Origin of the sequence: Soonwooa buanensis (assembly GCF_900167905.1) — a bacterium.
Classification (GTDB): domain Bacteria; phylum Bacteroidota; class Bacteroidia; order Flavobacteriales; family Weeksellaceae; genus Soonwooa; species Soonwooa buanensis.
Map to the genome: position 1 here is coordinate 109206 of NZ_FUYZ01000008.1, position 26296 is coordinate 135501.

Below are 26296 nucleotides of genomic sequence, written 5' to 3' on the forward strand. Positions count from 1 at the left end.
CAAATTTGAGTGCCCGTTTTCATTTGATATGAAATAATATTATTCAGCGCTTTCTTTTTTACGCTCCTTTTTTGGTGCTTCACTTTCCAATGCATCTTTAGCATCATTAAGTTTAAGCGTTACCAATTGTCCTTCTTTCATTTGTTTGTTAACTAACATTTCAGCTAAAAGATCTTCGATGTACTTTTGGATTGCACGTTTTAATGGACGTGCTCCAAAGTCTTTATCCCAACCTTTTTCGGCAATAAAGTCACGCGCTTCATCTGTTAATTGTACTTTGTAACCTAATTTTTCGATTCTAGAATACAATTTGTTAAGTTCAAGATCGATAATTTTCTTGATGTCATCTTTCTCAAGCGAGTTGAAGATAATAATGTCATCAATACGGTTCAAGAATTCTGGTGCAAAGGCTTTCTTCAAAGCATTTTCGATGGTTCCTCTTGCACGAGCATCGCTGGTTGTTTTCTTTGCAGAAGTACCAAATCCTACACCATCACCAAAGTCTTTAAGATCTCTAGTACCAATGTTAGATGTTAAAATGATAATCGTGTTTCGGAAATCAATTTTTCTGCCCAAACTATCGGTAACATGACCTTCATCCAAGATTTGTAATAAAATATTGAACACATCAGGATGCGCTTTTTCGATTTCATCTAAAAGAACGACTGCATAAGGCTTACGTCTAACAGCTTCCGTCAATTGTCCACCTTCTTCGTAACCAACATATCCTGGAGGCGCACCAACCAATCTAGAGACCGCGAATTTCTCCATATATTCACTCATATCGATGCGGATCAAAGCATCATCAGAGTCGAATAATTCGCGCGCCATAACTTTGGCCAATTCGGTTTTACCAACACCTGTTGTTCCTAAGAAAATAAAGGTTCCGATTGGTCTATTAGGATCTTTAAGTCCAGCTCTGTTACGTTGGATGGCTTTAACCACTTTTTTAACAGCTTCTTCTTGACCGATAACTTTACCATTAAGTTTGTCATCCATCGCAGAAAGTTTGTCCAGTTCGTTTTTGCCAACTTTGGTAACAGGAACGCCGCTCATCATCGATACAACTTCGGCAACATTTTCCTCAGTAACTTCTTCTTTTTTCTCTTTTACATCTTTGTCCCAGCTTTCTTGAGCAAGATTAAGTTCGATTTGTAAACGTTCTTCTTCATCTTTCAGTTTTCGAGCTTCAAGATAGTCTTGCTTTTTAACCGCTTGTTGCTTGTGCTCTTTAACTTCCTCAATTTTATTTTCGAAATCGATTATCTCAGTCGGAACTTTCATGTTTTTAATATAAACACGAGATCCTGCTTCGTCCATCGCGTCAATCGCTTTATCTGGTAAAAAACGGTCTGTAATATAACGCGCCGTCAAATTAACACAAGCATTAATCGCTTCGTCACTATAATGTACATTGTGATGCTCTTCGTATTTATCTTTAATTTGATGCAAAATTTGGATTGTTTCCTCGATAGAAGTTGGCTCTACCATAACTTTTTGGAAACGTCTTTCTAAAGCACCATCTTTCTCGATATATTGTCGATATTCGTCCAAAGTCGTCGCCCCAATTACTTGGATTTCGCCACGCGCCAATGCTGGTTTGAACATATTAGAAGCATCCAAACTTCCTGTAGAACTTCCCGCACCAACAATAGTATGCAATTCGTCGATGAATAAGATAACGTCGCGGTTTTTCTCCAGCTCTGTCATTATCGCTTTCATACGTTCTTCGAACTGTCCACGATATTTAGTCCCAGCAACCAAACTCGCCAAATCTAAAGTAATAACACGTTTTCCAAAAAGGACACGCGATACTTTTTTCTGATGAATTCTAAGTGCTAGACCTTCTGCAATTGCAGATTTACCAACACCAGGCTCACCGATAAGAAGTGGGTTGTTTTTCTTTCTACGAGAAAGAATTTGCGATACTCTTTCGATTTCTTTTTCTCTACCGATAACAGGATCAAGCTTATCATCTTTAGCCAAAGCCGTCAAATCTCTACCAAAATTGTCTAATGTTGGCGTTTTGCTTTTGCCAGTTCCTAGATTACCAGTTGGTTTTTTCATTTGAGAAAAATCTTCTCTCTCGTCATCGTCGTCGTAAGCACTATTTTGAGGTAACTGATCTGTGTTTTTCAACATTTTTTGATACTCAGATTGCACACGCTCATAGTCAATATCGTAAGCCTGCAAAATATGTGAAGTCGGATCTTCTTGTTTATAAAGAATACCCAATAACAAATGCACCGTATTAATTTCCGAAGACTGATATTGTCTACACTCAAGCTCAGAGCGCTTCACCGATTGATCAGCCATTTTGGTCAGCGAGATACTTCCCATATTGCTAACAAACGGATTGCTATTTGCTGTGCTCAGTGTTTCGATTTTTCTTCGGATTTGTGTTAGGTCTGCGTTAAGACCTTCAAGGATTTCTTTAGCAGAGTTTTCTGTTTTAATAATACCTAACAAAAAATGTTCGGTGTTTAGAAACTCGCTTTGGAGACGCCTTGCTTCGTTTTTACTCTGTTTGAACACGCGGTTCAAACCATCTGAAAATTTATAATCCATTTTTTATCTCCGTGTTAATAGTTATAATAAAATTACAACAAAAAATATTGAATTTTACACTTTTTGTTTTGCAAATTTGCTACCATTCTAAAAAAATGGACTTTCTGACATTATTTTTTCTAGAATTTTTAAATTTCAGTAAGTTTGTTGAAACTAAAAATCATGAACAATAATTGGGTAGAATACGTTGGCTATTTAGCTTCTGTATTTATCATTGGGAGCTTTTTGACGAGCAAAGTAAGAAGCATCAGGATCATTAATTTTTTCGGTTGCGTTTGTTTCGTTATTTATGGGATTTACAATGGACTTTTGTGGCCAGTTATCATTCCAAATGGGATTTTGGCTTTGGTCCAAGTCTATCATATTTTTATTAAAAAATCAAATTAATGCGAATTATAATAAGTGTTTTCAGTAATCTTTACACCGACCAACGTGTCGAAAAAACTTGTCAAACACTTATTGATCATGGTTACGATGTTGAGCTAATAGGCAACGATTGGGGAGGCGCGCCAGATATGCAACGTAGTTATCCTGTAATGCGCATTCCGTTGAAATCCAAGACTTTGAAGTTGGCTTATCCGGAATTTATGTTCAAACTTTATAAAGAGCTAAAGAAAAGAACTGACAAAAATTCCGTTTTATACTCCAATGATTTGGAAACGATTCTTCCAAATTTTAAACTTTCAAGAAAATTAAATATTCCTTTGATTTTTGATAGCCACGAAATGTTTAGTGAAATGCCTTCTGTACAAGGTAAAGCATCGCAGAAATTTTGGAAATGGATCGAAAAAAATTATTTTCACAAACTGGAAAATATGATAACAGCTAGCGATTCTTATGCAGATTGGTTTGTAAAAGAATATCGCATCAAACGACCAACAGTTGTTAGGAATCTTCCACGAAAACAAGATGTTCAGCAAGTTGATTCTGAGCTAAAAAAGATGATTCTTTATCAAGGTTGGCTTAATTATTCGAGGGGAATTGACAAAGCGATTATGGCCATGCAATATGTTGATAACGCCGTTTTAAAAATTGCTGGTGGCGGACCAATGGAAGCCGAATTTCGTGCTATTGCAGAAGAATATAAAGTCCTAGATAAAGTGGAATTTCTAGGGAAACTTTATCCTGCGGATTTGCGAAAAATAACACCAACTGCTGATGTAGGACTTAGTATCGAAGAAAATAAAGGACTCAGTTATTATTACTCTTTACCCAACAAAATTTCAGATTATGTCCAAGCAAAAGTGCCTGTTGTTGTTTCGGATTTCCCTGAATTAAAAAGGATTGCAACAGGATTTGGAGTCGGGGAGACCATTACTTCACATGATCCAAAACATCTTGCTGAAAAAATTAATATTGTCCTCAACAACGGAAAAGTTTTCTACAAAGACAATCTTGATAAAGCTGCCGAAGAACTTTGTTGGGAAAATGAAGAATTAAAAATAATTGACGTTGTAAAAAACGCCATCGAAAAACATAAAAAAGACCTCAATTGAGATCTTTTTGCTTTTTTATATTTCAAATTTTCGAGAAGAAAACTACTCTTTATTCAGGAAAGCATCCCAACCTTGCGCTGTAAGCGGAATCATTTGGTTAGAACCTCGTGCGATAAGGTGATTGCCATCATTTAATTCAGTAGCGTGACCGATAATGCTAAAATCTGGATGTCCAACAATTTTATCAAAATCTTCTGGTGCGATCGTGAATAACAATTCGTAATCTTCACCACCGTTAAGCGCTGCCATTGCAGGATTTAAATTCAATTCTTCGGCTGTGCTCATCGTTAAATTATCCAAAGGAATCTTCTCTTCATAAACGCGGAAACCAACTTTGGACTGGTCCGAAAGATGAAGAACTTCTGACGCCAAACCGTCCGAAATATCAATCATAGACGTAGGTTTGATGCCTAACTCCTTCAAAGTGTTTTTAACATCAGTTCTTGCTTCAGGTTTTAGTTGACGTTCGAGGATGTAGTCGTAACCTTCCATTTCTGGTTGCATATTTGGGTTTGACAAGAAAACCGAATGCTCTCTTTCCAAGATCTGAAGTCCCAAATAAGCGCCACCCAAATCACCAGAAACTACCAAAAGATCATTGGGTTTTGCACCGCTTCTTTTAACAATTTCGTCTTCATTTTCGAGTCCAATTGCCGTGATGCTCATCACCAAACCAGCGTTGGAACTCGTTGTGTCTCCGCCAATTAAGTCTACTTTGTAATGCTTGCAAGCCAACTGAATTCCGGCATACAATTCTTCCAAAGCTTCCACAGGAAAACGGTTAGAAACTGCCAACGAAACTAAAATCTGTGTTGGTACAGCATTCATCGCAGCAACGTCGCTAAGGTTAACCACAACCGCTTTATAACCCAAATGTTTTAGCGGAACATAGCCCAAGTTGAAATGCACACCTTCTGCCAAAACATCCGTTGTAACCACCACTTTTTTTCCATCAGGATTTATGATGGCAGCATCGTCGCCAACACCCAATTCCGACGTCGAATTCTCTAACGGAAAATGCTCCGTAAGATGCTTTATCAAACCAAATTCTCCAAGTTTGGAGATGGGTGTCAATTCTTGTGATTTATCTTCAAACATAATCTTAAATGCTAAAAATTTCGGGATCGATATTCGCTGGACGGAAAGGCAGATTCTTAATGTCTTCTCTCGTCATAATCTTTGTGTCAGGCGTTTTATATTTATCCAAAGCCAAAATAATATCATCTGGAGGCGTTGTCGTTTTTCTCAACATCATATCTATCCAAACGCCCGTTGCTTCGGCAATCGCGCAATGCGTACCATCTGGCAAATAGAAGTTATGTACAAATTGATAGATCGACGCATCCTCCGAGTTTCCAGCAATTTCAACACTAACATATACCACTTGATCGGCATAGATTTCTTTAAAAAACGAAAATCTTTCGTGCAAAATTACAGGACCAATTCCCCAACGATTAAGCTGCGCCAATCCCATTTTTTCCTTATTCATAAAAGCCATTCTCGCTTGCGCACAATACGCCATGTACGACGAGTTGGCAAGGTGACGGTTCGCATCGATGTCGCTCCATCTTACATCGAATTTATAAAAATATTTTTCCATGTTTTGTTTATTATTTTGGGCAATACCCTCGCCAAAGCTTTTGGCAGCCGCTCGGGTCGGGCTGTTCGCTATATCTTTTCCCTCCGCTCGGTTGGCTCCGCTACGCTCCGCCACCTCACTCCGGAAAAAGGATGCCGCTTCCATCCCTATTGCAAAAATTCAAAGATTCAAAATTAGTCAATAAAGATGGTTTATAAAAATCGTACTTTTGAAACTAAAATCTATAGCATAAGGTTGATGAAGCAAGTTGTAATCATCGGAGGCGGCGCTGCAGGCTTTTTCTGCGCTGCCAATCTGGACGAAAATAAATATCAAATCAAAATTTTAGAACAAAACAAAGACGTTCTCCAAAAAGTAAAAATTTCTGGAGGAGGACGTTGTAACGTGACGCACGCTTGTTTTGATCCGCAAGATTTGGTGAAGTTCTATCCACGCGGCGAAAAAGAATTGCGCAGTGTTTTTAGCAAATTTCAGCCAGGCGACACAATGGAGTGGTTTGAGAGCCGAGGCGTATCTTTAAAAATCGAAAATGACAATCGTATTTTTCCCGAGAGCAACCAATCGCAAAGCATCATCAATGCTTTACAAACCGAAACCAAAAACAAAAATGTTGAGGTCATTACCCAAGCAACAGTAAGCCAAATTTCTAAAACCGAAGACCAGTTTTTAATCGAAACAAAGTCTGGGAATTTCATGGCAGATTATGTTGTTTTCACAACCGGAAGTGCACCAAAATCTCTAAAGTTGGCCGAAAGTCTAGGTCACAAAATCGTGAGTTTGGTGCCATCCTTATTTACGTTTAATATTAAAAATCCTTTGCTGGCCGAACATCCAGGCACCAGCTTCGAATGGGCAGAAGTCAGCATCCCAAAATTAAAACTAGAAGAAAGCGGTCCTTTGTTAATAACACATTGGGGACTTAGTGGACCTGCGGTTCTCAAATTGTCAGCTTGGGGAGCAAGATTGTTGGCGGGCGAAAATTATAAATTTGAGATTTTGGTTAATTTTATTTCTAAATCGATACAAGAAGCGGAGGAGGATTTTATTAATTTTAAAGAAAATAATCCGAAAAAGACCATTGGACAAAGTAAAATCTATAATGTTACCAATCGATTTTGGAACAGCCTGTTAGCTTATTCAAAAATAGATTCTGAAAAGCAGATTTCGAATATCAGCAAAAAAGAAATGCAAATTTTAGCTGGAAATCTTTGCGAAATGAAATTGCAGGTGGACGGCAAAAGTACCTTCAAAGATGAGTTTGTAACCGCTGGTGGCGTTGACCTCAAAGAAATTAATTTCAAAACCATGGCAAGCAAAGTGGTCCCGAATTTATTTTTGGCTGGCGAAGTTCTGAATATCGATGCGATAACAGGCGGATTTAACTTCCAAGCTTGTTGGAGCGAAGCTTGGCTCATCGCGCAAGAACTTAATATGAGATAATATGTTAATCAAGCAAAACATTCAGCACAAGATTTTTAAGGCCGCAATTTTGCTCGGTTTTATCTATTTTTTTGTGTTGATGTTGCGGATAACATTATTGTACATTCCTTACAATTCGATGGCTAATTTTTTAGCAATTAAACAAACCGAAGTTGAGACGCGACCAGAATATTTAACGATTTTTCATACCCATGTCTACACTAGTATTTTTGTGTTGATTGCTGGATTTGTGGCTTTATTTTTTAATAAAAGTTTAAAAATACTGCATCGTTTTTCGGGCAGAATCTATGTGATTTTAACTTTGGTATTTTCATCAACATCAGGTATCTACATGGGCTTTTTTGCGAATGGTGGAATCTTCTCGAAAATTTCGTTTATCATCCTCGGAATTCTTTGGTTTTATACAACTTACAAAGCTTATCAAGAAATAAGAAATCGAAATATCCAAGCGCACCGACATTGGATGTGGCGAAGTTATGCCTTGTGTTTTTCGGCAGTAACTTTACGATTGTGGAAAGTAATTTTAGTATATTTATTCCATCCCAATCCAATGGACGTTTACCAAATCATTGCTTGGTTAGGATGGATTCCTAATGTCTTATTGGTAGAATATTTAATAAAAAGAAAGAAAAAAATAAAACTATGAAAACTAATTTAATTATCGGTTTAGCTGTGCTTTCCTTTGGATTAAGTTCTTGTAAAAAAGACACTGAAGTTAAAAAAGACGAAGCCAAAAAAGATTCTGTTGTTGCTGTTGTAGAACCGGAGTTTCATAAAGAGTTGTATGGGGTTTACACAGGAGATTTCGAGACTGTATATAATCCTAATGCTGATAATGTGGAGGACAATTACATGATCAAAAAACTATCGGTTAAGATTAACAGAATTACAAAAGATAGCGTATATGGTTACAGTGTTGTTAATGGCAACCAACGTCCTTTTCGTGGAATTTATAATGAAAATACGCAAAAATTTATCCTAGACGAACCTGGTGATGATAAAACAGATGGACGTTTTACAATAGGTCTCAGAAAAGATAGTTTGGTTGGCGATTGGAAAGTTTTTAATAGAGAAAAAGTTAAGTTCCCTGAAAAAATTGTTCGATTGTTGAAAAAGGATTTTGCTTATAATCCTAATTTTATGTTGGATCGTGACCACTCGGATATTGTGGATTGGACAACAACTAAAAAAGGAAAAGGCAGCTATGAAGACGAAAATGGAAAAACACAAACTTATGATGTTGAACAACAACGTTATGCGTCTGATGCGATTTTCAAAATAAATGCGTCTAAGCAAAAACTAGAAGAAAAAGATCTTAAAAACATGAAAAAACTTGACATGGAAATTATCAAAAATGCAGTGTTTGCACGTCATGGTTATTCATTTAAAAAAGAAACGTATAGACAATTTTTCGATTATCAAGATTGGTATATTCCTGTTTCTAATAACGTGGATAACGATCTATCGCCGATGGAGAAAGAAAATGTTGCGCTTCTTAGTCGCATGATAAAATATGCGGAAGATAATTATGACAGCTTTGGTCGATAAGTAAGACTATTTTATTATTTTTGAAAAAAATTTAAAATGAAGTTATTCTCAAAATATTTAGGAATCCTTGGGATTTTCTCTTTGCTATTGTTAGCATCGTGTCAAACGAGAGTTGTAGATGTGCAAAAACCATTGCATGACAACACTTTGGAATTGTATAAAAAATACACGATTAGAACTAACGATGCACAAACGATAAAAATGGAAGTTCTAAAAGTTGATGCCGATAAAATCTACGGAAAACTTAATAACGGCGAACAAAAAGAAGTCTTAAGAAGCGAAGTTAGAGAAATCAAAAAGACAGATTATTTGATGAGCGTGATTATCGCAGTTGCAGCGGTTGCAGCGGTAATTTTTATTCCGATTTAATAGTTGCTATATCTTTTTAAAAATATTAAAACTCCCGAAATTTTGGGAGTTTTTTGTTTTATATATCAAGTTCTTTTTTGTTGGTGATGAGTTTGTATTTTCGTTGGAGAAATAAGATTATTTTGTGTGAAGCTTTGTACATCAAAAATCCGATAAACCACCCAAATCCAATCCCACAAAGGATTCCTGCGACAATAGAGATGTCTTTTTGTCCCCATTTGTAAACCATATTAATGAACAAAAATGCAATTACTGAAACGATTGTACTGCCGAATATGGATGAAACTATGAAAAATGTTTTAAATCCTTTGCTGACAGATCGTTGCTGAAATCCCACCAAAACCGATGTCGAAATAATACCAGCGCTCACCAAACCAATGACAATGACGATAAACAAAAGTCCAATAACAACACCTAAAATTAACAATAGTAAAAACACAAATGCGCCGAATAAAATAAGTGTAATTATAAAATCTTCTTCATTGCGCCAAGAGTCGTTGACTAAAGGTTTTAAACCAAAAATAATGTCAGAAAAAGTATGTAAAATATCAATCGTCATTGGTAGTTAATTTTGAAGTTTCCATATTTTTAAATCGTTTTCTAAAAATAATAAAGCTTATAAAAGTCAAAACAAATTGCGTTGCAAGCATGATTAAATAAGGTTTTGTCGCTTTAATAAAGTCACTTATATTAGAAAAAGCATCACTAAGATTGTCACAAAAAAGATAGACTAAATAGCCTAAGGAAATTCCGCAAAAACTTACAAAAGATAATATCCAATTTTTTCGAACCGCAGGAATTAAATTTAGAAAAATACTTATACTCGAAAGACTCAAAAAGATACTTGCGTGCATTGATAAAACGGCAACAATAAACATTAAAAATTGCACGAATTTTCCTTCCGAATTGTCTGCGTCGTCCATGTATAAACGTATTAATACCTGTGAGATTAGCAAGCTAAGAATAACAAGCACAAAAAAATTGGACAATAGATAAAGATAAAGTCGTTTCAAAATTTTATTCTTTAAGTTTTATTTATATGCTTCTCCATTATATTTTAATACCACATTTTCTTTAGTGTCAACAATTTTTGTTTTGCAATCGCCTTTTATCAAAGTGCTGATTTCTTTTTTAATGCTAGTTTTCACTTTTAGATTATTCAAACCATTACTTTTATTTTTGTTGTCAATTTCGATACTCGTAACTTCTGTCGAAAATTCGCCGTTACATTTCGTATCCCAATCGCCAGAATTTCGATAGACTGTAATGTTGTCTGTTATTCTGTTAAGTTTTTTATTATCAACGAGATATAGTTTTAGTTCTTCTAACGCAAAAGGATTGGGTCCGCTCGTATTATGTGTACTAACACGAACACCAAAAGCTCTTTTTTGATCCGCAAGAATATACAATCCAGTGTCGATAACGAGGCCTTCCATAATCATCGCATCAGAAACCCAAGCTTCTGGTTCTATGTTTCGATAAAGAATTTTTCCAGAGGCGTTGTCAACAACCAGGACGATGGCATCCATCACTAAAAAATAATTTCCGTATTCGTCTTGCTCGTTGGTTTTATATTTTGGAATCAGAAGAACACTTTGCGCTTTATTGTTGGGCAAAACTTTTTCGGTGAAAAGATTCAGGTTAATTTGAGATTCTTTTAGATTAAGTTGCTGCAAAGCTTTTGTTAGCAAAACAGATTTTTTTTCTTGCCCAAAAACAGTTTGAGTTAAGGTAAATAAAACAAAAAGTAAGATTAATTTTTTCATCATTTTTAAATTTTAAAATAGCGTATCTCCGATTTTAATAATACTTGTACAAAAGCAATTTCGGCTTGTGATTTGACAAATGAGATACGCGATTGGTGTTGATAAAATCAAAAGAAAAACGGCATCAATTTTTACAATTTTATAGTTTTTGATTCGGATTTTTTTAATGATATCAACAAGAAAGACCAGAAACAAAACCAGCAAAAGTCCAGTCGCAAGAAATGCAATTCCGAGTCCAGCATCGGTACGATGTTCGCGACGGCTATTAGCTTCAAAATCCATCTGTGCATAGAAATATAAAGCAACCATCGGGAAGACAATTAGCAATAATCGTTTCAGGAAAGATTTTAATAATGGACTCATCGGTATTGTTTAGAAATTTTTTGTTCAGGTTTCGTTTCCAAAAGATATAAAGAAATTAGGAATATAAGTTCCAAAGGTTTCATCAAAATATAAGTAAGGTTAGAACCCAATTCGGAGTTGATTTTTTGGGATAAATTATAACCATATTTGTCATAATTTCCTCGGATAAATCGAAGAGTTTTTGGCGAGAAATCCTGCAACATTTCTTCGAAAGCATTAGCAATTTGCAACTGACGATTGACAATAATTGGTCGAGAATGACGCTTGCCGATGTATAAAGGTTTCACCAGATTTGGATTTCCTTTTGCCGCAACCGTGCACAGATAATGTCCTGTGTGATCCAAAATTGGAGGATGCGTTTGTTGCGAAAACGTCCAAGTTGTGGTGTCTGTAAAAACTTTAATTAGCGAGTTATAATCTTGTCCAAACAACATCAAAATTAATGTAAGTACGATAAATACTGGAAGCAGGAAAATCCAAGCCCAAATTGTAACGTCATATTTTTGAGATAAAAACCGATTGCAATTGTTGAGAAATTTGTTTTTGTAAGTTCGGTTTTGCGATATGTTTTTTTCTTCATTTAGAATTTTAATCCATAAATAAATCGCTATAAACAAGCTAAATAATGGCGTCCAAAGGAAAAAAAAGTTAGCATTATCTCCTTTATAAGAACCAAGGCTTTCCGTATTGTGTGATCCGATTTGTATTAAAACAGCAAAGCTAATCATCGCACCAATTATTAAAATTATTAAGCTTAAAACTAAAGTTAAAGGTGGAAGATTTCGTCCCTTTTTCCAAATAAGAAATGCGGAAATATTAAAAATGATAAAGTAAAAAAGCATACTAAAAATATGTTTTCCTCCGAACGGAATGTAGCAAGAATCAATAGGATCAATCGCAATATTATAATCTTCAGCATGCGTCATCAAACCAAAAGCGAAGACAACTAACGACAGAAAGTAGCCCGATAAAAATGTGATGCTGCCAACCGAAATTCTTTTCCCTTTTATTTCAATTGTTGAAAAAAAGAAAATAACAACGGCCAGAATAATTATTGCTAAAACTAAAATTCCTGCCATACTAACGGGATTTTGATTTTGCTAAAACTTCAATTAAATACAGAATTAACCCACCAGCCAAATAACACAGAATATCGATCCAACTAAAGGAGTTGCCGAGGACAATCATCGCTATTTTATTGTCTTTAAAACCGATAACTTCTGCAAAATGAAAGTATTGCAAAAACTCAATAACGCAAGAAAAAATTACCAACGCAATAATCAATTTGGTATTTTCAACTTCTACAAAAGCTTTCACAAAATAATACATCAACATCACGACAAGAACATCGCCTAGATAAGATCTTACGAAGACGATATCTTTAAAAGTGGTGGCAATTAAAAACTCGATAACGAAAATAATAGCCGCAATAATGAGGTTTTTAAAATTGAATGTTAATTTCATACTAGTTTTTCTTCATTTTTAATTTTCTCAGTTTCATGTTTTCATCATTTGGATCAACTTGCAAACTGTAAATAATTCCAATGATACATAGACTTGTTACTTAGCTGATAGAGCTTAATGTCTTTATTTTCAGAAATATATGAAGTTAATTTGTAGTTTAATGTGTCAACATTTTGTTTGAAGTTATCGTATTTTTTTATCTCGCCAGTTGTGATGGCTTTTTCCAAAATAGAAGTGAAAATTTGTAGCGCTTTTTTTTCTTCCTTATCGTTGTTACTATAATTTTTTTTACTGTGTTCATAATTTAAAAGGCTCGAAATCAAAGATGATTCTAAGTCTTTCTGACCAAAAATCGATATTGGAATTACACACAAGAAAAATAGAATCCGCATTTTTTTCATCATCAAAAATATTGGTGTTTTGTAGAAAAGGAAATTACAAATTTTAGAATTATGATTAATAATTATTCGAATTCAAGAAAATTCTTAACTTTATTAAACGCCGAAACAACAATCAAATGAAAAATTTATTATTTCTTAGCCTTTTCATCGTTATAATTAGTTGTACATCAACAGCACAAAATATGGAAATAAAATCTATTTCTGTTAGTACTTACGGTGGTGATATGGGCTATGTCGACTCGATTAAAGTTACTAAAGACTCTATTTTTTTTGCGACAAATGTAGCGACAGATTCTTTAAGAAATACATCTTCTAAAATCTTAAATTCAAAAATTAAAATTTCGGATTTAATGAATGATTCTGATTTTCAAAAAGTTATAAGCCTTAAAAACGGGAAAAGCAATTTGCCTGTTGATGGGACAGATACGGCGTTAAAAATTGAAACTGCGGACAAGGTGTATAAAATTGTAAATGCAGATAATTTGATTTGGAAGAACATTGTTAATAAAATGTATTCGATCCAAGAATAAACCCAAACTCACATTTGTAATATTATTCAAAATGAATTTCATCCGCAAAAGCTTTTACTTTTTTCTTTTATCATTGATTTTAAGTTCGTGTATAAAAAGATTAGGTCGACCCGAAATTACAGGTCGACTCCTAGATTACAACGGAAAACCTATTGAAAATTGCATCGTTGGAGAAACCAAAACTGATGCAAATGGCCAATTTCATTTATCCACAAAAACATATAATGCTTTCTTTTTAACCGAAATTTTTGCGATGGAAGCGCCACCAATGATGGTTAGCTTTGAAATCAAAAAAAGTGGCTACGATGAGGATTGTTTTGAGGCTTTTCATAAATATGGAGGTGGATTGCAAAAAGATACAAAATGGAATTTGGGCGATATTTTTCTAAGAAAAAAAGGAGAAACAGTGGATGTCAACCAGATTTTTAAAGACAATTGGAAACTGAGTTTCACCAAATCAAAAGACACGATGTATTTGGTTAGCCAAAAGCTTGAAAATAGAAATTTGACAGTGAGAAGTAGTGAATTATACAGTTTGTATGACCAATTCACAAGCGATTATGCTAAAACAGATTCTTTAAAAAAAGTGTTTCCAAAAGATGTTGGTTCTCGAGAAATAAAACTGCAAATTCAGGATAAAAATCTAAAAATCGATGTTCTTACCAAATATATGATTCGAGACAAGGAAGACGATTCGTTGCGCTATTTCGGAACTTGGAATTTAGCAAAAGATTCGGTGATGACTTTCAACACGTCTTACAAAGATCTTAACGGAAATTTTAAAGTTCTAAAATCCGATTTGTTTTTTTTACAATTGAAAAAACTTTGATAAGATAAAATTTATGATAAAAACATTTTAAACAATTAGATGAAAAAAAGAATTCACAAGTTTTTAAATTATTTTTTACCATTATTCATTTGCAGTTTTATCCAGTTTTATTGGTCGATGCCAAGTTTGATTGACCGAATGTCTAGTGCTTGTATGACGTGTTCTTTTTTTGAAGATACACTTTTAATGTCGTTGGTGATTAGTCTTTTTTGCACAGTCTTGTTTCTTTTGATTTTTAAGCTGAATAATATTTATCTTAAAAATTGTATTGCTGGACTGTTTTTAATGGCGCTCTGGTATTATTTCGACTACACGATGTTTGTGGAGCGAGAATCCTCGTGGAGCACTTATCTCTTCCTTGAAGAAATTAATATTACCACAAGTTTGGCCTTTGTTCCGATTGTGATAATGACCTTTGTTTGTCTTTTAAGTATTCATTTTAGAAATAAAAAATCGATTAAAAAAGTTGAATGATGAAAACTTTCGTAAAAGTTATTTTAGTCTTTATCATTTCTTTATTCTTTTATTCTTGTGAAAAAAAGAAAGGTTTTCCCAGTATCATCGAAGAACAAACTTTTGATAAAAAAAATTATTATGAATATGAGTTTCCTTATTATTTACGAGATAATCAGCTCGCAAAACAAGATTCATTTAGGCCAATAATTTATACCAATGTTCCTCCGATGAAGCGAGAAGATTCATTAGTTGCGCCAATACCAATTTTTGGGTTTCGGTTTAGACATTCCGAAAGCAGAGAGGACTTTTATAAAAAACTTAATCAAAAATCAATCGTTTATTTTGAAAAGAATAAAGAAATTATTTATAGAAACTACTTTCAGAGTTTTTATGGTCCAAACTATTCCAAAAAAGACCTTAATAAACCACGAAATCTTCAGGATTTAGAAACTTATTTTAAAAGCAAAAATATCATTTATAAATATTTGGGATCATTTAGTTATTTAAAATCAAAACTTTTAACACAAGACGAAAAAGAGCTTGACAAGCTTTCGCCAAGGACATCTAAAACCTATCACTTTCTGATCAATAAAAATTTTTATAGAATAACTGTTGATTCTGCTTTTGTTGAAAGTCAATTGTTTTATCACCAAAAAGATACACTTTCCGATTTTAGAACCAGTTCTACGATGTTATTTAAATAAATAAAAATGAAAAAAATTATAACGTTTCTGCCTATAGCAGCCGTACTTTTTCCGATGCTTATTTACCTAAATCCTTTTATTTGGGGAATGAAACGTATGCCTATATACAGACCTTCGGTAAAAACAAGTAATCTAATTTCTGATCTGAATGCAAAATATTCATTAGAAATGCAAACAGGAAATGTCGTGGATACGCTTTGGTATTTTCGTGACTTAAAATCAGGAAAAATCACTAAAAAACAAAATTTCGACCTCGAATTATTTGCCGAAGATCATTCAAAAGATAGTTTAGAACTGATAAAAAAATATGTAGTGGATTTCGATAAAAACTTTGAGCATCGCCAATATTTCGACTCTTTGAAAGTGAAAACGTCTAATCGCGATTCTGTAATCTATAAAACAAAGATCCAATGAATCTAGCGAAAATATTTAAAATACAACTTTCGGTGTACGCATTTATTATTCTTTTTGCGATTCAACATTCTTTTTTCAAAAACTATTTTTATCTGTGGATGTATTATGAAAACATCATTTTAGGTGTTTTTATTGTTTCAGTAATTGCCGTTTTAGGATCAATAATTTTACTTATTTCCGAAAGTATTGTTTCCATAAACCGAGAAAAGCAAATATCAGCGGAAATTGCTTGGCTATTGGTTTCTATTTTGGCATATTATGGTGTTATAGCGTCTAGCTTGTACCTTTCCACACAATGTCGACTTTAATTTTTTCATCAAAATGAGTGCTATTTTATCCAACTTGCAAGATTTTACAGACAGAGAATTGGCGTTTTTCTACAAGTACAGATTAGTTCAATATACACCACAAACTAAGGAAGAAATAACAAGTTTTATTTTTGAAAAAAGACAGATTCCTTTGGGTAAAATCGAAACACTTCTAAAAACACCAACCCCCCAAAATGCTTTCTGTAAAAGATGTGGGTCAGACAAAATTTTCGATTATGATGTTGTGTATTCGAAGCCAGCATTCAAAAAATTATCCTATTATCAATGGGAAGATTTGAAGGCAAATTTTAACAAAAAGAATCAAATTGAATGTTTCGTGTGCGGGAATATTATCGAAAACCCAAACGAAACTTATCTTGACAAAATTTTAAAATTCATAAAAGGGAATTAATTTAAATTTTAGCCTTTATTTTTTAATAAATTTACAATATCACGATCCTCAAGAAGCCTCGCATAATCCAAAGCTGAACTCCCAAATCTATCCTTAAGAAGCGGATTTGCTTTATATTTTAGAAAAATATTAATAATCTCGACAAGGTATTTTTTAGATTTTAGTTTGGCTTTTAATATGACGTAATTTTTATCGTCTGCGGGCGTTCCTTCGATTCTCGGCATTATAGCAAGATGCAAAGGTAAGAGCCCATCGAAACCGAAATTTGGATCAGTGCCTTTTTTTAGCAAGAATTCTAAAACTTCAATATTATATTCTTCACTTGCAAGATTAAGTTGTGCTAGGTCATTTTGACAAGAGGTATTTTGAATTAAACCTAAATATTGTTCAAAATAATAATTCTCGATTGCAAAATTTACCCAATAACACGGATCGCCTCCAGTTGCTGTATTCGAAAGCATTAGGCTTTTGCTTTGGGCGACTTTTTTATTATTAAATTTATGTAAAGCATTAATCAGGGAGCCTCGTTCTACCATTGTGAGGTTTTTTGCTGACGAAATTTGCGCTTGTCCAAGTGCATAAAAACAGCAAAAAATAATTAAAATGTTTATTTTTTTCATATTTGTGTGTTGTTGAAAAGCATTTTATTTAAAAATAAAAGCGTTTAGTTTTCTTAAAATTTAAGAAATGAGTTTTGTGTTTTAGTAAATATACTCGAAATTATTGAGATGAAAAATATCCTACTGAATCTTGTCGTACTGTTACTTTGCAACGCCAATATTTTTGCGCAGATCAAATCATTCACAGCAGTTATCAACGATTCCGATCATTATACCAATGTTCGCGCTTCTGAAAAGGGAAAAATAATTGATAAGCTTGTTGATGGACAAATGTTTTATGTTTTGAACGAAAATTCTGATCCAGATTGGTATCAGATTTCGTATGCCGATCCAAAAGAACAAAAAAAGGATTTCGAACGTTTTTACAACAAAGTTAAAGAAGGCTACCTACACAAGAGTAAAGTCAAATTCTTGGATCAGCTAAAAAATCTATCGGTTAAAGAAATCAAAAATGGCTATATTTTCTTCGACGAAAATTTTAGTTTAGAAATGACTATAAAAGAATTTAATATTAAAAAACATAAAATAACGAAAAGCGATGGTCATTTTATTTCAAAAATTGACGACGCAAGACCTTGGGGAATCGACGGTGATATTCTTCCTGAAATGAATGAGTTAGACAAAGTGATTGTAACGTATAACAAAGTTAAAATTCCGTTTCCCAAAGAAGCCATCAAAAATATGTTTCAGTTTGCTATAAACACGAATTACATCGGCGTTTCGAAGCTGGACGATCGCACTTATTTCTTTTATTCACAAAACAGTGATGGCGCAGGCGCTTACGAAAGTGTTTGGAAAATAGTTGACGGAAAAGCCGTTCAGCAGTTGATTTCCACGTTTTAGATTAACCACCAATCATTTTTTTGATGGAATTTAATTTCATCAAAGCTTCAATTGGCGTTAATGTATTAATGTCGATTTTTGTCAACTCTTCGCGAATATTTTCTAAAACGGGATCGTCCAATTGGAAGAAAGATAATTGCATGTTTTCTTCGGTCACACGTTTTATTTTTTCTCCAGAATTCTCTGACGATGTTCTGTTGGATTCTAAAGTTTTTAAAATTTCGCCAGCTCTATTTACCACTTTTGAAGGCATTCCCGCCAATTTCGCAACATGAATACCAAAGCTGTGTTCGCTGCCGCCAGACACTAATTTTCTAAGAAAAATAATGTTGCCTTTATTCTCTTGGATTGACACGTGGAAGTTTTTGATACGCTCAAAATTCAAGGTCATTTCGTTGAGCTCGTGGTAGTGTGTTGCAAACAAAGTTTTGGCTTGCGATGCGTGTTGATGAAGATATTCTGCAATTGCCCAAGCGATAGAAACACCATCATAAGTGGAGGTTCCACGACCGATTTCGTCTAGCAGAATAAGGCTTCGCTCCGAAATATTATTTAGGATATTCGCGGCTTCATTCATTTCCACCATAAAGGTAGATTCCCCCGCAGAGATGTTATCTGTGGCACCAACTCTCGTAAATATCTTGTCCAAAGTCCCAATTTCTGCATGTTTAGCAGGAACAAAACTTCCAATCTGTGCTAACAAAGCGATAATTGCAGTTTGTCTCAGAATCGCCGATTTACCCGCCATGTTGGGACCGGTTACCATAATAATCTGCTGCGAATCTTTATCTAAAAAAATATCATTCGGTATATATTTTTCACCGAGTGGAAGAGATTTTTCGATAATTGGATGGCGTCCCTCTTTGATGTCAATTGCAAAACTATCATTAAGAATAGGCTTTGTATAATTGTCCTCAATGGCAAGATTTGATAACCCAACAGCGCAATCCAATTCGGCAACGAGACGCGAGTTTTCTTGGATTTGGTCGATGTAGATTAATACTTCTTCGCAAGAATTTCTATAGAGTTGAAGTTCCAGTTGCGATATTTTTTCTTCGGCACCGAGAATTTGACTTTCGTATTCTTTAAGTTCTTCGGTGATGTAACGCTCAGCATTTACCAAAGTTTGTTTTCTAATCCAATCCTCAGGAACTTTGTCTTTATGTGTGTTTCGGACTTCAATATAATAGCCAAAAACATTATTAAAATCTATTTTTAAACTTGAAATTCCTGTGCGTTCAATTTCTCGTGCGCACATATCATCCAAAAAGCCACGACCTTTACTTTGCAAACCGCGCAAGTGATCCAGCTCTTCAGAAATCCCTGTTTTAATGACATTTCCTTTGTTGATGTTAACAGGCAAATCTTCGTTAAGGTGCATTTGCAAATAACGGATGAGGTCTTCCATATTATTGAAAGGATTAATCCATGCCAATACATCGGGGAAATTGTGGAGTTTGGCTTTTATCTCCTGAATATTGATAATCGATTGACGAAGATAACCTAATTCTTTCGGTGAAATCTTCTCTGCGGCTAGTTTACCAACCAATCTATCCAAATCCGAAATGCCTTTTAGAAGTTCTTCTATTTCGTATTTTAAATGATCTTCTTTGTTTAAAAACTCAATCAGGCTAAGTCTTCTATTGATGTCGCTGATGTTTTTTAATGGTAAAATCAAACGTCTTCTCAACAAACGTCCGCCCATTGGCGTTTTCGATTTATCAATGATGTCGAGTAAAGATTTACCTTGATAATTTGATGAGTAAACGATTTCTAAATTTCTTAAAGTGAAATTATCCATCATCAAATAATCATCTTGAGGAATATTTTGGATTTTGGTGATGTGTTGCAAAAGTGCATGATGCGTATCTTCTACCAAATAAGCGAAAATAGCGCCAGCAGCTGTTACGCCTAATTTTTGATCTTCAATTCCGAAACCTTTTAACGAGTTGGTTTTGAAATGTGATGTTAGCTTTTCGTAAGCATAATTATATTGATAAGCCCAATCTTCTAGTTTAAAAGAGTTTTTATTTTTTAATTGACTTGGTAATTCCGAAGTTCGTTGATAAATAATTTCGCTTGGATCAAATGTATGTACAATGTGTAAAAGCTTTTCCAATGGACCTTCGCTTACCAAAAATTCTCCAGTCGAAACGTCAACCAAAGCCATTCCGAATTTTTCTTTTTCCTTGTGAAGTGAAAGTAGGAAGTTGTTTTTCTTCGATGTTAAAACTTGATCGTTAAAGGTAACTCCCGGCGTTACCAATTCTGTCACACCACGTTTAACAATACCTTTCACCATTTTTGGATCTTCCAATTGATCGCAAATAGCAACACGCATCCCAGCGCGTACCAACTTAGGAAGATAAGAATCTACAGAGTGGTGCGGAAAGCCTGCCAACTCGATGTGACCATCGCCGTTAGCACGTTTGGTTAAAACAATTCCTAAAATCTGTGAGGTTTTGATGGCATCTTGGCCAAAAGTTTCGTAGAAGTCGCCAACACGAAATAGCAACAAAGCGTCTGGATATTTAGCTTTTATCGTATTATATTGACCCATCAACGGAGTTTCTTTCTTTGCCTTTGCCATAATCAAAAATTGGATTTCAAAAGTACGAAATTCGTTTAGGCTTCAAAAGTTTCGACCAGAATTAACAGAAATTATCTTTTTGGAGAAGACAAAAAAAGATAGAATTTTTATCTTTGTCGTTACGATGCGTATATATAACACCAAAGACTTTCTAAAAACCGTTCTGAGTTTACACAAAACAGATACGCTGAAGTTATTGTTTCCGACAATGTTGTTAGTAGGTTTGTATTCTTACGGCATCGCTTATTTAGAAATCGAATATCTAGATTTGACGAGCAAATCGACGGTTACTAATGTCGGTTTGGTGCACAGTATGTTGGGGTTTGTACTTTCTTTGCTGTTGGTTTTTAGGACAAATACCGCCTACGACCGTTGGTGGGAAGGACGAAAGCTTTGGGGCAAATTGGTAAATGACACTCGGAATTTTGCGATCAAAATCAATGCAATTATACCAAAAGAAGAACAACATCACAAAGATCAAATTGCAAAATATCTACGATATTTTCCTTTATTTCTGGCGAAACATCTTTCTAAAGAATCCACTAGATTGGCTTTGGATGAAGAGTTTTCGAAACTGGAAGAAGGATTAAAACACCATGCGCCGATTGAGTTGGCTTCTATTTTAATGCAAAAAATAAAGCAACTTAACAGAGAAGGCATTATTACAGATGTTGATTATTTGTTTTTAGAGAATCAGTTATCGGGTTTTCTAGAGCTTACTGGTGGTTGCGAACGAATTAAAAATACACCAATTCCATATTCTTATTCATCGTTTATCAAAAAGTTTATTTTGCTTTTTGTGTTGGCATTGCCAGTGGCTTATGTAATTAATATTGGATATTTTATGGTGCCTTTGACCATGTTTATTTACTATGTTTTGATGAGTTTGGAGATTATCGCGGAAGAAATCGAAGATCCATTTAATAATGATGTTAACGATGTCCCGATGGAGACTTTGGCTCAGAATATTGGTAAAAACGTGGATTTAATATTTAAAAAATAGATTGTGGCTAGAAAATTAAAACTAGAAGAACTAGGAAGAATCGATGTCGAAACTTTTAAGGAAACAGAGAAAATTCCTTTAGTTGTTGTGTTGGATAATGTAAGAAGTATGCACAATGTTGGCGCAGCATTTCGTACGGCTGATGCTTTTTTAATTGAAAAAATTATCTTGTGTGGCATAACACCACAACCGCCACATCGCGAAATTCACAAAGCCGCTCTAGGCGCCACCGAAAGTGTAACTTGGGAATATGAGGAAGATGTGAAGTCGACGATCAAGAAATTGCAAGTCGACGATTTCGTAGTTTGTGGTATCGAACAGACCACCGACAGCGTGCTTCTAACAGATTTTGAAATAAATAAGGATAAAAAATACGCCTTAGTTCTCGGAAATGAAGTAGATGGCATCAGTGATGAGATTGTTTCGGATTGTGATGTTTTACTAGAAATTCCACAACTTGGGACGAAGCATTCACTTAATGTAAGTGTGTGTGGAGGCATTGTTATGTGGGAATTTGCGAAAGCGCTAGGTCTATAAAAACAAAAAACTGCATTAGCAATTGCCAGTGCAGTTCGAAATAAATCTAATAAAAAGTAAAAATGAAAGGCGACAAAGGTAAGCTTTTTATTTTTTAAAAACCAAATGTTTTAATAAAAAGTTATTCGAAGAATACTAAATTGTGGAATGTTTGATATTTCCTTCCAGAATTGCGAAAGGATTTAATATAAAAATTTCATCAAAAATTATAAACAGACTCTAAGAATTCGAATGCTTTTTTTAACTTAGCAATATGTATATAAAAGACTATTTGTCCAAAGATTTTCCTGCGTTCAGCATTTCCGACTCTATTGAAGAAGCTTCGGAGTTGGCAAAGGAATTTGGATACTCACATATTTTCATAAAAAAGAAGGGCATCTACATGGGTGCGCTTAGTCAATCTTTTTTGGAAGATAGTCCAGAAGGACAGTTGGGAAGTCTTGCGATGCACTTTGAGAAATTTGCGATTTCGGAAGATAGTAACATTTGGGATTCTATTAAGTTGTTTCATACTTTTAATACCAATGTTGTCCCAGTTATTAATAGTGACGAAAAATTTCTCGGCTATATCTGTTGTGATGATATCTTTAGCGAGTTTTCAAAATATCCAATATTTTCGGAAGCAGGCGCTATATTGACAGTGCAAACCAACAGTTTACATTATTCGATGGTGGAAGTGGCTAAGATTATCGAAAGTAACAATTCTAAACTTTATGGCTGTTTTATAACGGCTGTTAAAGAAGATCACATCGAATTAACTTTAAAAATAAGTCAGGACAATCTTAGCTCTATTGATGAGACTTTTGAGCGTTTTGGATATACCGTGATTAATAAATTTTATAACGATCAAAAAGAAGATCTGTTAAAAGATCGCTTTGGATTTTTCCAAAAATACTTGGAGTTTTAGGCTATGGTTGCAGCAATATATTCTCAAAAGAAAGATTTTGATAGCTTTTTGTATCTCAATAAGTTTATCTCGGAGTTGGAGTTAAGACACATCCCAATTGTGTTGCATGCAGACATGGCAAAAAACATGAAATTCTCTAGTAGTTACGACACATTTCGAACTAAAGAAGATCTAAAGGCTAAAGGCGTGGACTATGTTTTCAGTTTTGGAGGTGATGGGACAATCCTTAGTGCGATGTCTTTTATCCAAGAATTGGAAATTCCGATTGTTGGGATTAACATGGGAAGATTAGGCTTTTTGGCTAATTTTAAAAAAGAGGAAATCTTTAAAGAGATTGATGTTATCTTAAAAGGCGACTACACCATCAGCAAACGAAGTACTATAAAAGTAACGACTTCGAAACCTAATTCTATTGATTTTCCGTACGCGTTGAATGATGTGACCTTGTCGCGACAAGAAACAACATCCATGATCACGATTGATTCTTTTATTAATGATGATTTCCTGAATGTCTTTTGGGGCGATGGTTTGATTATTTCGACGCCGACAGGTTCTACAGCTTATTCTTTGAGCTGTGGTGGTCCGATTATTTCGCCGACCAATGATAATTTTGTTATCACGCCGATTGCGCCACACAATCTTAACGTTCGTCCTTTGATTGTTAATGATGATGCAAGAATCACATTAAATGTCGAAAGCCGATCAACACAGTTTACTTTGTCGTTGGATTCGCGATTGTATTATATGGACATCGGTAACGAAATCTATCTTGAAAAAGGGGATTTTTGTCTAAATCTTATTATTCCGAATAATTTTAGTTTCTACGAAACCATTCGTCAAAAACTGCTTTGGGGTATTGATAAAAGAAACTAATATTTCGCAATAGGGATGGAAGCGGCATCCTTTGACCGGAGTGAGGCGGCGGAGCGCAGCGGAGCCGACCGAGCGGAGGGAAAAGATACAGCGGACAGCCCGACCTTGGCATTACTAGGTGCTGCAAAAACCTAGGAAAATGACAAGGGATTGCCCTAGAAAAAATCATGATTCGGATTTGTGAATTATTCGTAAATTAGCAAACTAAAATAAATCTATTAAAAAACATTAATTATGAGTAGAAAGTTTCCGGCTGGTGTAGCCACAGGATCTTTGGTAACAGAAATTTTTGATTACGCAAAAGAGAATCAATTTGCACTTCCTGCAGTTAACGTTATTGGATCTAGCAATGTTAACGCAACTATGGAAACCGCTGCTAAGCTAAACGCGCCGGTAATCATTCAGTTTTCTAACGGAGGAGCAGCTTTTAATGCAGGTAAAGGACTTTCTAACGATGGACAAAAATCTGCAATTCTTGGCGCTATTGCTGGTGCTAAGCATATCCACACTTTGGCAGAAGCTTATGGTGCAACGGTTATCCTACATACGGACCACTGTGCAAAGAAATTGTTGCCTTGGATCGATGGATTGATGGATGCTAACGAAGCTTTCTATAAAGAAACTGGTAAGTCTTTGTACTCGTCTCACATGTTGGATCTTTCTGAAGAGCCTCTAGATGAGAACTTGAGCATCTCTGCGGAATATTTCCAAAGAATGGCAAAACTAGGTATGACACTAGAAGTTGAAATCGGGGTAACAGGTGGAGAAGAAGATGGTGTTGATAACTCTAGTGTTGATAATTCTTTGCTATACACTCAGCCAGAAGATGTTGCTTTGACTTATGAAAAACTAAAAGCTATCTCTGATAACTTTACTATTGCTGCGGCATTTGGTAATGTACACGGTGTTTACAAGCCAGGTAACGTAGTTCTTACACCGAAAATCTTGGATAACTCTCAGAAGTATGTACAAGAGAAATTCGGAACTGGAGCTAAGCCTGTTAACTTTGTATTCCACGGTGGATCAGGATCTACACTAGAAGAAATCCGTGAAGCGATTAGCTACGGTGTTGTAAAAATGAATATCGATACAGATCTTCAGTTTGCTTATACTGAAGGTGTGAGAGATTATATGACAGGAAAAATCGACTACTTAAGAACTCAGATTGGTAACCCAGACGGTGCAGATTCTCCTAACAAGAAATTCTACGACCCAAGAGTATGGTTGAGAAAAGGTGAAGATACTTTCTCTGCGCGTTTGGTACAAGCTTTCGAAGATCTTAACAACGTCAACACACTTTAATAAATTTGTAAAATGTAGAATGTACAAAGTATAAAGTAACTAAAATGCTTTTGATTTGTACATTTTACATAATACATTCTACATAAATATAGATAAAATGGCATTTGATTGGTTTAAACGAAAAGCGCAAAATATTACAACCTCTACTGAGGACAAAAAAGATCTTCCTAAAGGTCTATGGCACAAGACTCCCACAGGGAAAATTATCGAAGCTGAAGAGCTAAAAGCGAACAATTATGTCTCGCCAGAAGATGGTTTCCATGTAAGAATCGGAAGTAGAGAATATTTTGATATTTTATTTGATGATCAAAAGTTTGAAGAACTTGATGCTAATGTAGAAAGTGTTGATATTCTTAAATTTAAAGATACAAAAGCCTACACAGATCGTCTTAAAGAAGTAAAAGCTAAAACCAAACTTAACGATTCTGTACGTAACGGAACAGGGAAGGTTAATGGCGTAGAAATGGTAGTGTCTTGTATGGATTTCGCGTTTATTGGAGGATCTTTGGGTTCTGTAATGGGCGAAAAAATCAAACGAGCTATCGATTATGCTATGAAGCACAAACTGCCTTTCATGATTATTTGTCAATCGGGTGGTGCGCGTATGCAAGAGGCTGCTTATTCTCTAATGCAAATGGCGAAAGTACAAGCTAAATTGGCGCAATTGTCAAATGCTGGTCTTCCGTATATCGCTTATCTTACCGATCCAACTTTTGGTGGTGTAACGGCGTCTTTTGCAATGACAGCAGATATTATTATTGCGGAACCTGGCGCTTTGATCGGTTTTGCGGGACCTCGTGTTATCCGCGAAACAATTGGACGCGATTTGCCAGAAGGTTTCCAAACGGCAGAATTCTTACAAGAGAAAGGTTTTGTAGATTTTATTGTTAAACGAACAGAGGTTAAAGAAGTGCTCGCAAAAACGATAAAGTTGTTGATGCACGCTTAAAATA

Annotated in this window: 32 protein-coding genes; 20 read left to right on the forward strand and 12 right to left on the reverse strand. The window is 34.8% G+C overall.

The window, feature by feature from the left end; translation table 11 throughout:
- Positions 1 to 39 precede the first annotated feature (39 nt).
- On the reverse strand, positions 40 to 2568 hold the full coding sequence (locus B5X62_RS11470; RefSeq protein ID WP_079667566.1) for an ATP-dependent Clp protease ATP-binding subunit: 2529 nt from the start codon (positions 2566 to 2568) through the stop codon (positions 40 to 42).
- A 162-nt stretch (positions 2569 to 2730) separates the two neighbouring features.
- Here B5X62_RS11470 and B5X62_RS11475 point away from each other — a divergent pair, with 162 nt between their 5' ends.
- Together B5X62_RS11475 and B5X62_RS11480 are read left to right on the forward strand one after the other, a co-directional pair.
- Positions 2731 to 2955: a uroporphyrinogen decarboxylase gene (locus B5X62_RS11475; RefSeq protein WP_079667567.1), complete on the forward strand. Its 225-nt coding sequence runs from the start codon at positions 2731 to 2733 to the stop codon at positions 2953 to 2955.
- Positions 2955 to 4064, forward strand: a complete 1110-nt coding sequence (locus B5X62_RS11480; protein WP_079667568.1) for a glycosyltransferase — start codon at positions 2955 to 2957, stop codon at positions 4062 to 4064. The genes B5X62_RS11475 and B5X62_RS11480 overlap by 1 nt, the downstream gene beginning before the upstream one ends.
- 42 nt (positions 4065 to 4106) lie before the next feature.
- On the opposite strand, the gene thiL is transcribed toward B5X62_RS11480, so the two are convergent.
- Together thiL and B5X62_RS11490 are read right to left on the reverse strand one after the other, a co-directional pair.
- On the reverse strand, positions 4107 to 5162 hold the full coding sequence (gene thiL / locus B5X62_RS11485) for a thiamine-phosphate kinase (protein WP_079667569.1): 1056 nt from the start codon (positions 5160 to 5162) through the stop codon (positions 4107 to 4109).
- A 4-nt stretch (positions 5163 to 5166) separates the two neighbouring features.
- A complete protein-coding gene (locus B5X62_RS11490) occupies positions 5167 to 5664 on the reverse strand; it encodes an acyl-CoA thioesterase (protein WP_079667626.1) in 498 nt (165 codons plus the stop codon).
- Positions 5665 to 5850: 186 nt separating this feature from the next.
- Between B5X62_RS11490 and B5X62_RS11495 the strand changes: the two genes are divergently transcribed.
- Genes B5X62_RS11495 through B5X62_RS11510 form a run of 4 tightly spaced genes read left to right on the forward strand, consistent with a single transcriptional unit; the run spans position 5851 to position 9021 of the window.
- Positions 5851 to 7104 carry a BaiN/RdsA family NAD(P)/FAD-dependent oxidoreductase gene (locus tag B5X62_RS11495; RefSeq protein ID WP_245797188.1) on the forward strand — a complete coding sequence of 418 codons (1254 nt, stop codon included), beginning with the start codon at positions 5851 to 5853 and terminating at the stop codon, positions 7102 to 7104.
- A 1-nt stretch (position 7105) separates the two neighbouring features.
- Positions 7106 to 7750, forward strand: a complete 645-nt coding sequence (locus B5X62_RS11500; RefSeq protein WP_079667571.1) for a DUF2306 domain-containing protein — start codon at positions 7106 to 7108, stop codon at positions 7748 to 7750.
- Positions 7747 to 8652, forward strand: coding sequence for a YARHG domain-containing protein (locus B5X62_RS11505; RefSeq protein WP_079667572.1), 906 nt, complete (start codon positions 7747 to 7749; stop codon positions 8650 to 8652). Before B5X62_RS11500 ends, B5X62_RS11505 begins: the two co-directional genes overlap by 4 nt.
- A gap of 36 nt (positions 8653 to 8688) precedes the next feature.
- Positions 8689 to 9021, forward strand: coding sequence for a bacteriophage spanin2 family protein (locus tag B5X62_RS11510; RefSeq protein ID WP_079667573.1), 333 nt, complete (start codon positions 8689 to 8691; stop codon positions 9019 to 9021).
- Between the two features lie 58 nt (positions 9022 to 9079).
- Here the strand turns inward: B5X62_RS11510 and B5X62_RS11515 are convergent, their stop codons facing one another.
- From B5X62_RS11515 to B5X62_RS11545, 7 genes are all read right to left on the reverse strand, one after another.
- Entirely contained in the window at positions 9080 to 9580 is a 501-nt protein-coding gene (locus tag B5X62_RS11515; RefSeq protein WP_079667574.1) for a hypothetical protein, read from the reverse strand.
- Entirely contained in the window at positions 9570 to 9944 is a 375-nt protein-coding gene (locus B5X62_RS11520; RefSeq protein WP_079667575.1) for a hypothetical protein, read from the reverse strand. Before B5X62_RS11520 ends, B5X62_RS11515 begins: the two co-directional genes overlap by 11 nt.
- Before the next feature lie 108 nt (positions 9945 to 10052).
- Positions 10053 to 10790 carry a PA3715 family protein gene (locus B5X62_RS11525; protein WP_144038366.1) on the reverse strand — a complete coding sequence of 246 codons (738 nt, stop codon included), beginning with the start codon at positions 10788 to 10790 and terminating at the stop codon, positions 10053 to 10055.
- A gap of 9 nt (positions 10791 to 10799) precedes the next feature.
- Positions 10800 to 11150 carry a hypothetical protein gene (locus tag B5X62_RS11530; RefSeq protein WP_144038367.1) on the reverse strand — a complete coding sequence of 117 codons (351 nt, stop codon included), beginning with the start codon at positions 11148 to 11150 and terminating at the stop codon, positions 10800 to 10802.
- Complete coding sequence (locus tag B5X62_RS11535; protein WP_079667578.1) at positions 11147 to 12229, reverse strand: DUF6688 domain-containing protein; 1083 nt, start codon at positions 12227 to 12229, stop codon at positions 11147 to 11149. Before B5X62_RS11535 ends, B5X62_RS11530 begins: the two co-directional genes overlap by 4 nt.
- Position 12230: 1 nt before the next feature.
- Positions 12231 to 12614 (reverse strand): ribosomal maturation YjgA family protein, encoded by a 384-nt coding sequence (locus tag B5X62_RS11540; RefSeq protein WP_079667579.1) that lies wholly within the window; start codon positions 12612 to 12614, stop codon positions 12231 to 12233.
- A 53-nt stretch (positions 12615 to 12667) separates the two neighbouring features.
- On the reverse strand, positions 12668 to 13006 hold the full coding sequence (locus B5X62_RS11545; RefSeq protein ID WP_144038368.1) for a hypothetical protein: 339 nt from the start codon (positions 13004 to 13006) through the stop codon (positions 12668 to 12670).
- Positions 13007 to 13131: 125 nt separating this feature from the next.
- Here B5X62_RS11545 and B5X62_RS11550 point away from each other — a divergent pair, with 125 nt between their 5' ends.
- The 7 genes from B5X62_RS11550 to B5X62_RS11580 are packed head-to-tail and all read left to right on the forward strand — an operon-like array spanning position 13132 to position 16668.
- Complete coding sequence (locus B5X62_RS11550) at positions 13132 to 13545, forward strand: hypothetical protein (RefSeq protein WP_144038369.1); 414 nt, start codon at positions 13132 to 13134, stop codon at positions 13543 to 13545.
- Between the two features lie 31 nt (positions 13546 to 13576).
- Positions 13577 to 14374 carry a hypothetical protein gene (locus B5X62_RS11555; protein WP_079667582.1) on the forward strand — a complete coding sequence of 266 codons (798 nt, stop codon included), beginning with the start codon at positions 13577 to 13579 and terminating at the stop codon, positions 14372 to 14374.
- Between the two features lie 39 nt (positions 14375 to 14413).
- Complete coding sequence (locus B5X62_RS11560; protein WP_144038370.1) at positions 14414 to 14848, forward strand: hypothetical protein; 435 nt, start codon at positions 14414 to 14416, stop codon at positions 14846 to 14848.
- Entirely contained in the window at positions 14845 to 15534 is a 690-nt protein-coding gene (locus B5X62_RS11565; RefSeq protein WP_144038371.1) for a hypothetical protein, read from the forward strand. The genes B5X62_RS11560 and B5X62_RS11565 overlap by 4 nt, the downstream gene beginning before the upstream one ends.
- 6 nt (positions 15535 to 15540) lie before the next feature.
- Positions 15541 to 15948: a hypothetical protein gene (locus B5X62_RS11570; protein ID WP_079667585.1), complete on the forward strand. Its 408-nt coding sequence runs from the start codon at positions 15541 to 15543 to the stop codon at positions 15946 to 15948.
- On the forward strand, positions 15945 to 16256 hold the full coding sequence (locus tag B5X62_RS11575) for a hypothetical protein (RefSeq protein ID WP_079667586.1): 312 nt from the start codon (positions 15945 to 15947) through the stop codon (positions 16254 to 16256). The genes B5X62_RS11570 and B5X62_RS11575 overlap by 4 nt, the downstream gene beginning before the upstream one ends.
- Before the next feature lie 13 nt (positions 16257 to 16269).
- Entirely contained in the window at positions 16270 to 16668 is a 399-nt protein-coding gene (locus B5X62_RS11580) for a hypothetical protein (RefSeq protein WP_079667587.1), read from the forward strand.
- A gap of 8 nt (positions 16669 to 16676) precedes the next feature.
- Here the strand turns inward: B5X62_RS11580 and B5X62_RS11585 are convergent, their stop codons facing one another.
- A complete protein-coding gene (locus tag B5X62_RS11585) occupies positions 16677 to 17288 on the reverse strand; it encodes an ankyrin repeat domain-containing protein (protein WP_079667588.1) in 612 nt (203 codons plus the stop codon).
- Positions 17289 to 17396: 108 nt separating this feature from the next.
- Here B5X62_RS11585 and B5X62_RS11590 point away from each other — a divergent pair, with 108 nt between their 5' ends.
- The gene (locus tag B5X62_RS11590; protein ID WP_079667589.1) at positions 17397 to 18131 is read left to right on the forward strand and encodes an SH3 domain-containing protein; all 735 of its coding nucleotides are present in this window, start codon (positions 17397 to 17399) and stop codon (positions 18129 to 18131) included.
- Between the two features lies 1 nt (position 18132).
- On the opposite strand, the gene mutS is transcribed toward B5X62_RS11590, so the two are convergent.
- Positions 18133 to 20721 (reverse strand): DNA mismatch repair protein MutS, encoded by a 2589-nt coding sequence (gene mutS, locus B5X62_RS11595; protein ID WP_079667590.1) that lies wholly within the window; start codon positions 20719 to 20721, stop codon positions 18133 to 18135.
- Between the two features lie 79 nt (positions 20722 to 20800).
- Here mutS and B5X62_RS11600 point away from each other — a divergent pair, with 79 nt between their 5' ends.
- The 6 genes from B5X62_RS11600 (at position 20801) to accD (ending at position 26292) form a co-directional block, all read left to right on the forward strand.
- The gene (locus tag B5X62_RS11600; RefSeq protein ID WP_245797189.1) at positions 20801 to 21724 is read left to right on the forward strand and encodes a bestrophin family protein; all 924 of its coding nucleotides are present in this window, start codon (positions 20801 to 20803) and stop codon (positions 21722 to 21724) included.
- Between the two features lie 3 nt (positions 21725 to 21727).
- Positions 21728 to 22261, forward strand: coding sequence for an RNA methyltransferase (locus tag B5X62_RS11605; protein ID WP_079667592.1), 534 nt, complete (start codon positions 21728 to 21730; stop codon positions 22259 to 22261).
- Between the two features lie 253 nt (positions 22262 to 22514).
- Entirely contained in the window at positions 22515 to 23168 is a 654-nt protein-coding gene (locus tag B5X62_RS11610) for a CBS domain-containing protein (RefSeq protein WP_079667593.1), read from the forward strand.
- A 3-nt stretch (positions 23169 to 23171) separates the two neighbouring features.
- Positions 23172 to 24041 carry an NAD kinase gene (locus B5X62_RS11615; protein ID WP_079667594.1) on the forward strand — a complete coding sequence of 290 codons (870 nt, stop codon included), beginning with the start codon at positions 23172 to 23174 and terminating at the stop codon, positions 24039 to 24041.
- 234 nt (positions 24042 to 24275) lie between these two features.
- Positions 24276 to 25343 (forward strand): class II fructose-bisphosphate aldolase, encoded by a 1068-nt coding sequence (gene fbaA, locus B5X62_RS11620; protein ID WP_079667595.1) that lies wholly within the window; start codon positions 24276 to 24278, stop codon positions 25341 to 25343.
- A gap of 97 nt (positions 25344 to 25440) precedes the next feature.
- Positions 25441 to 26292 carry an acetyl-CoA carboxylase, carboxyltransferase subunit beta gene (accD, locus tag B5X62_RS11625; RefSeq protein WP_079667596.1) on the forward strand — a complete coding sequence of 284 codons (852 nt, stop codon included), beginning with the start codon at positions 25441 to 25443 and terminating at the stop codon, positions 26290 to 26292.
- Positions 26293 to 26296: the final 4 nt, after the last annotated feature.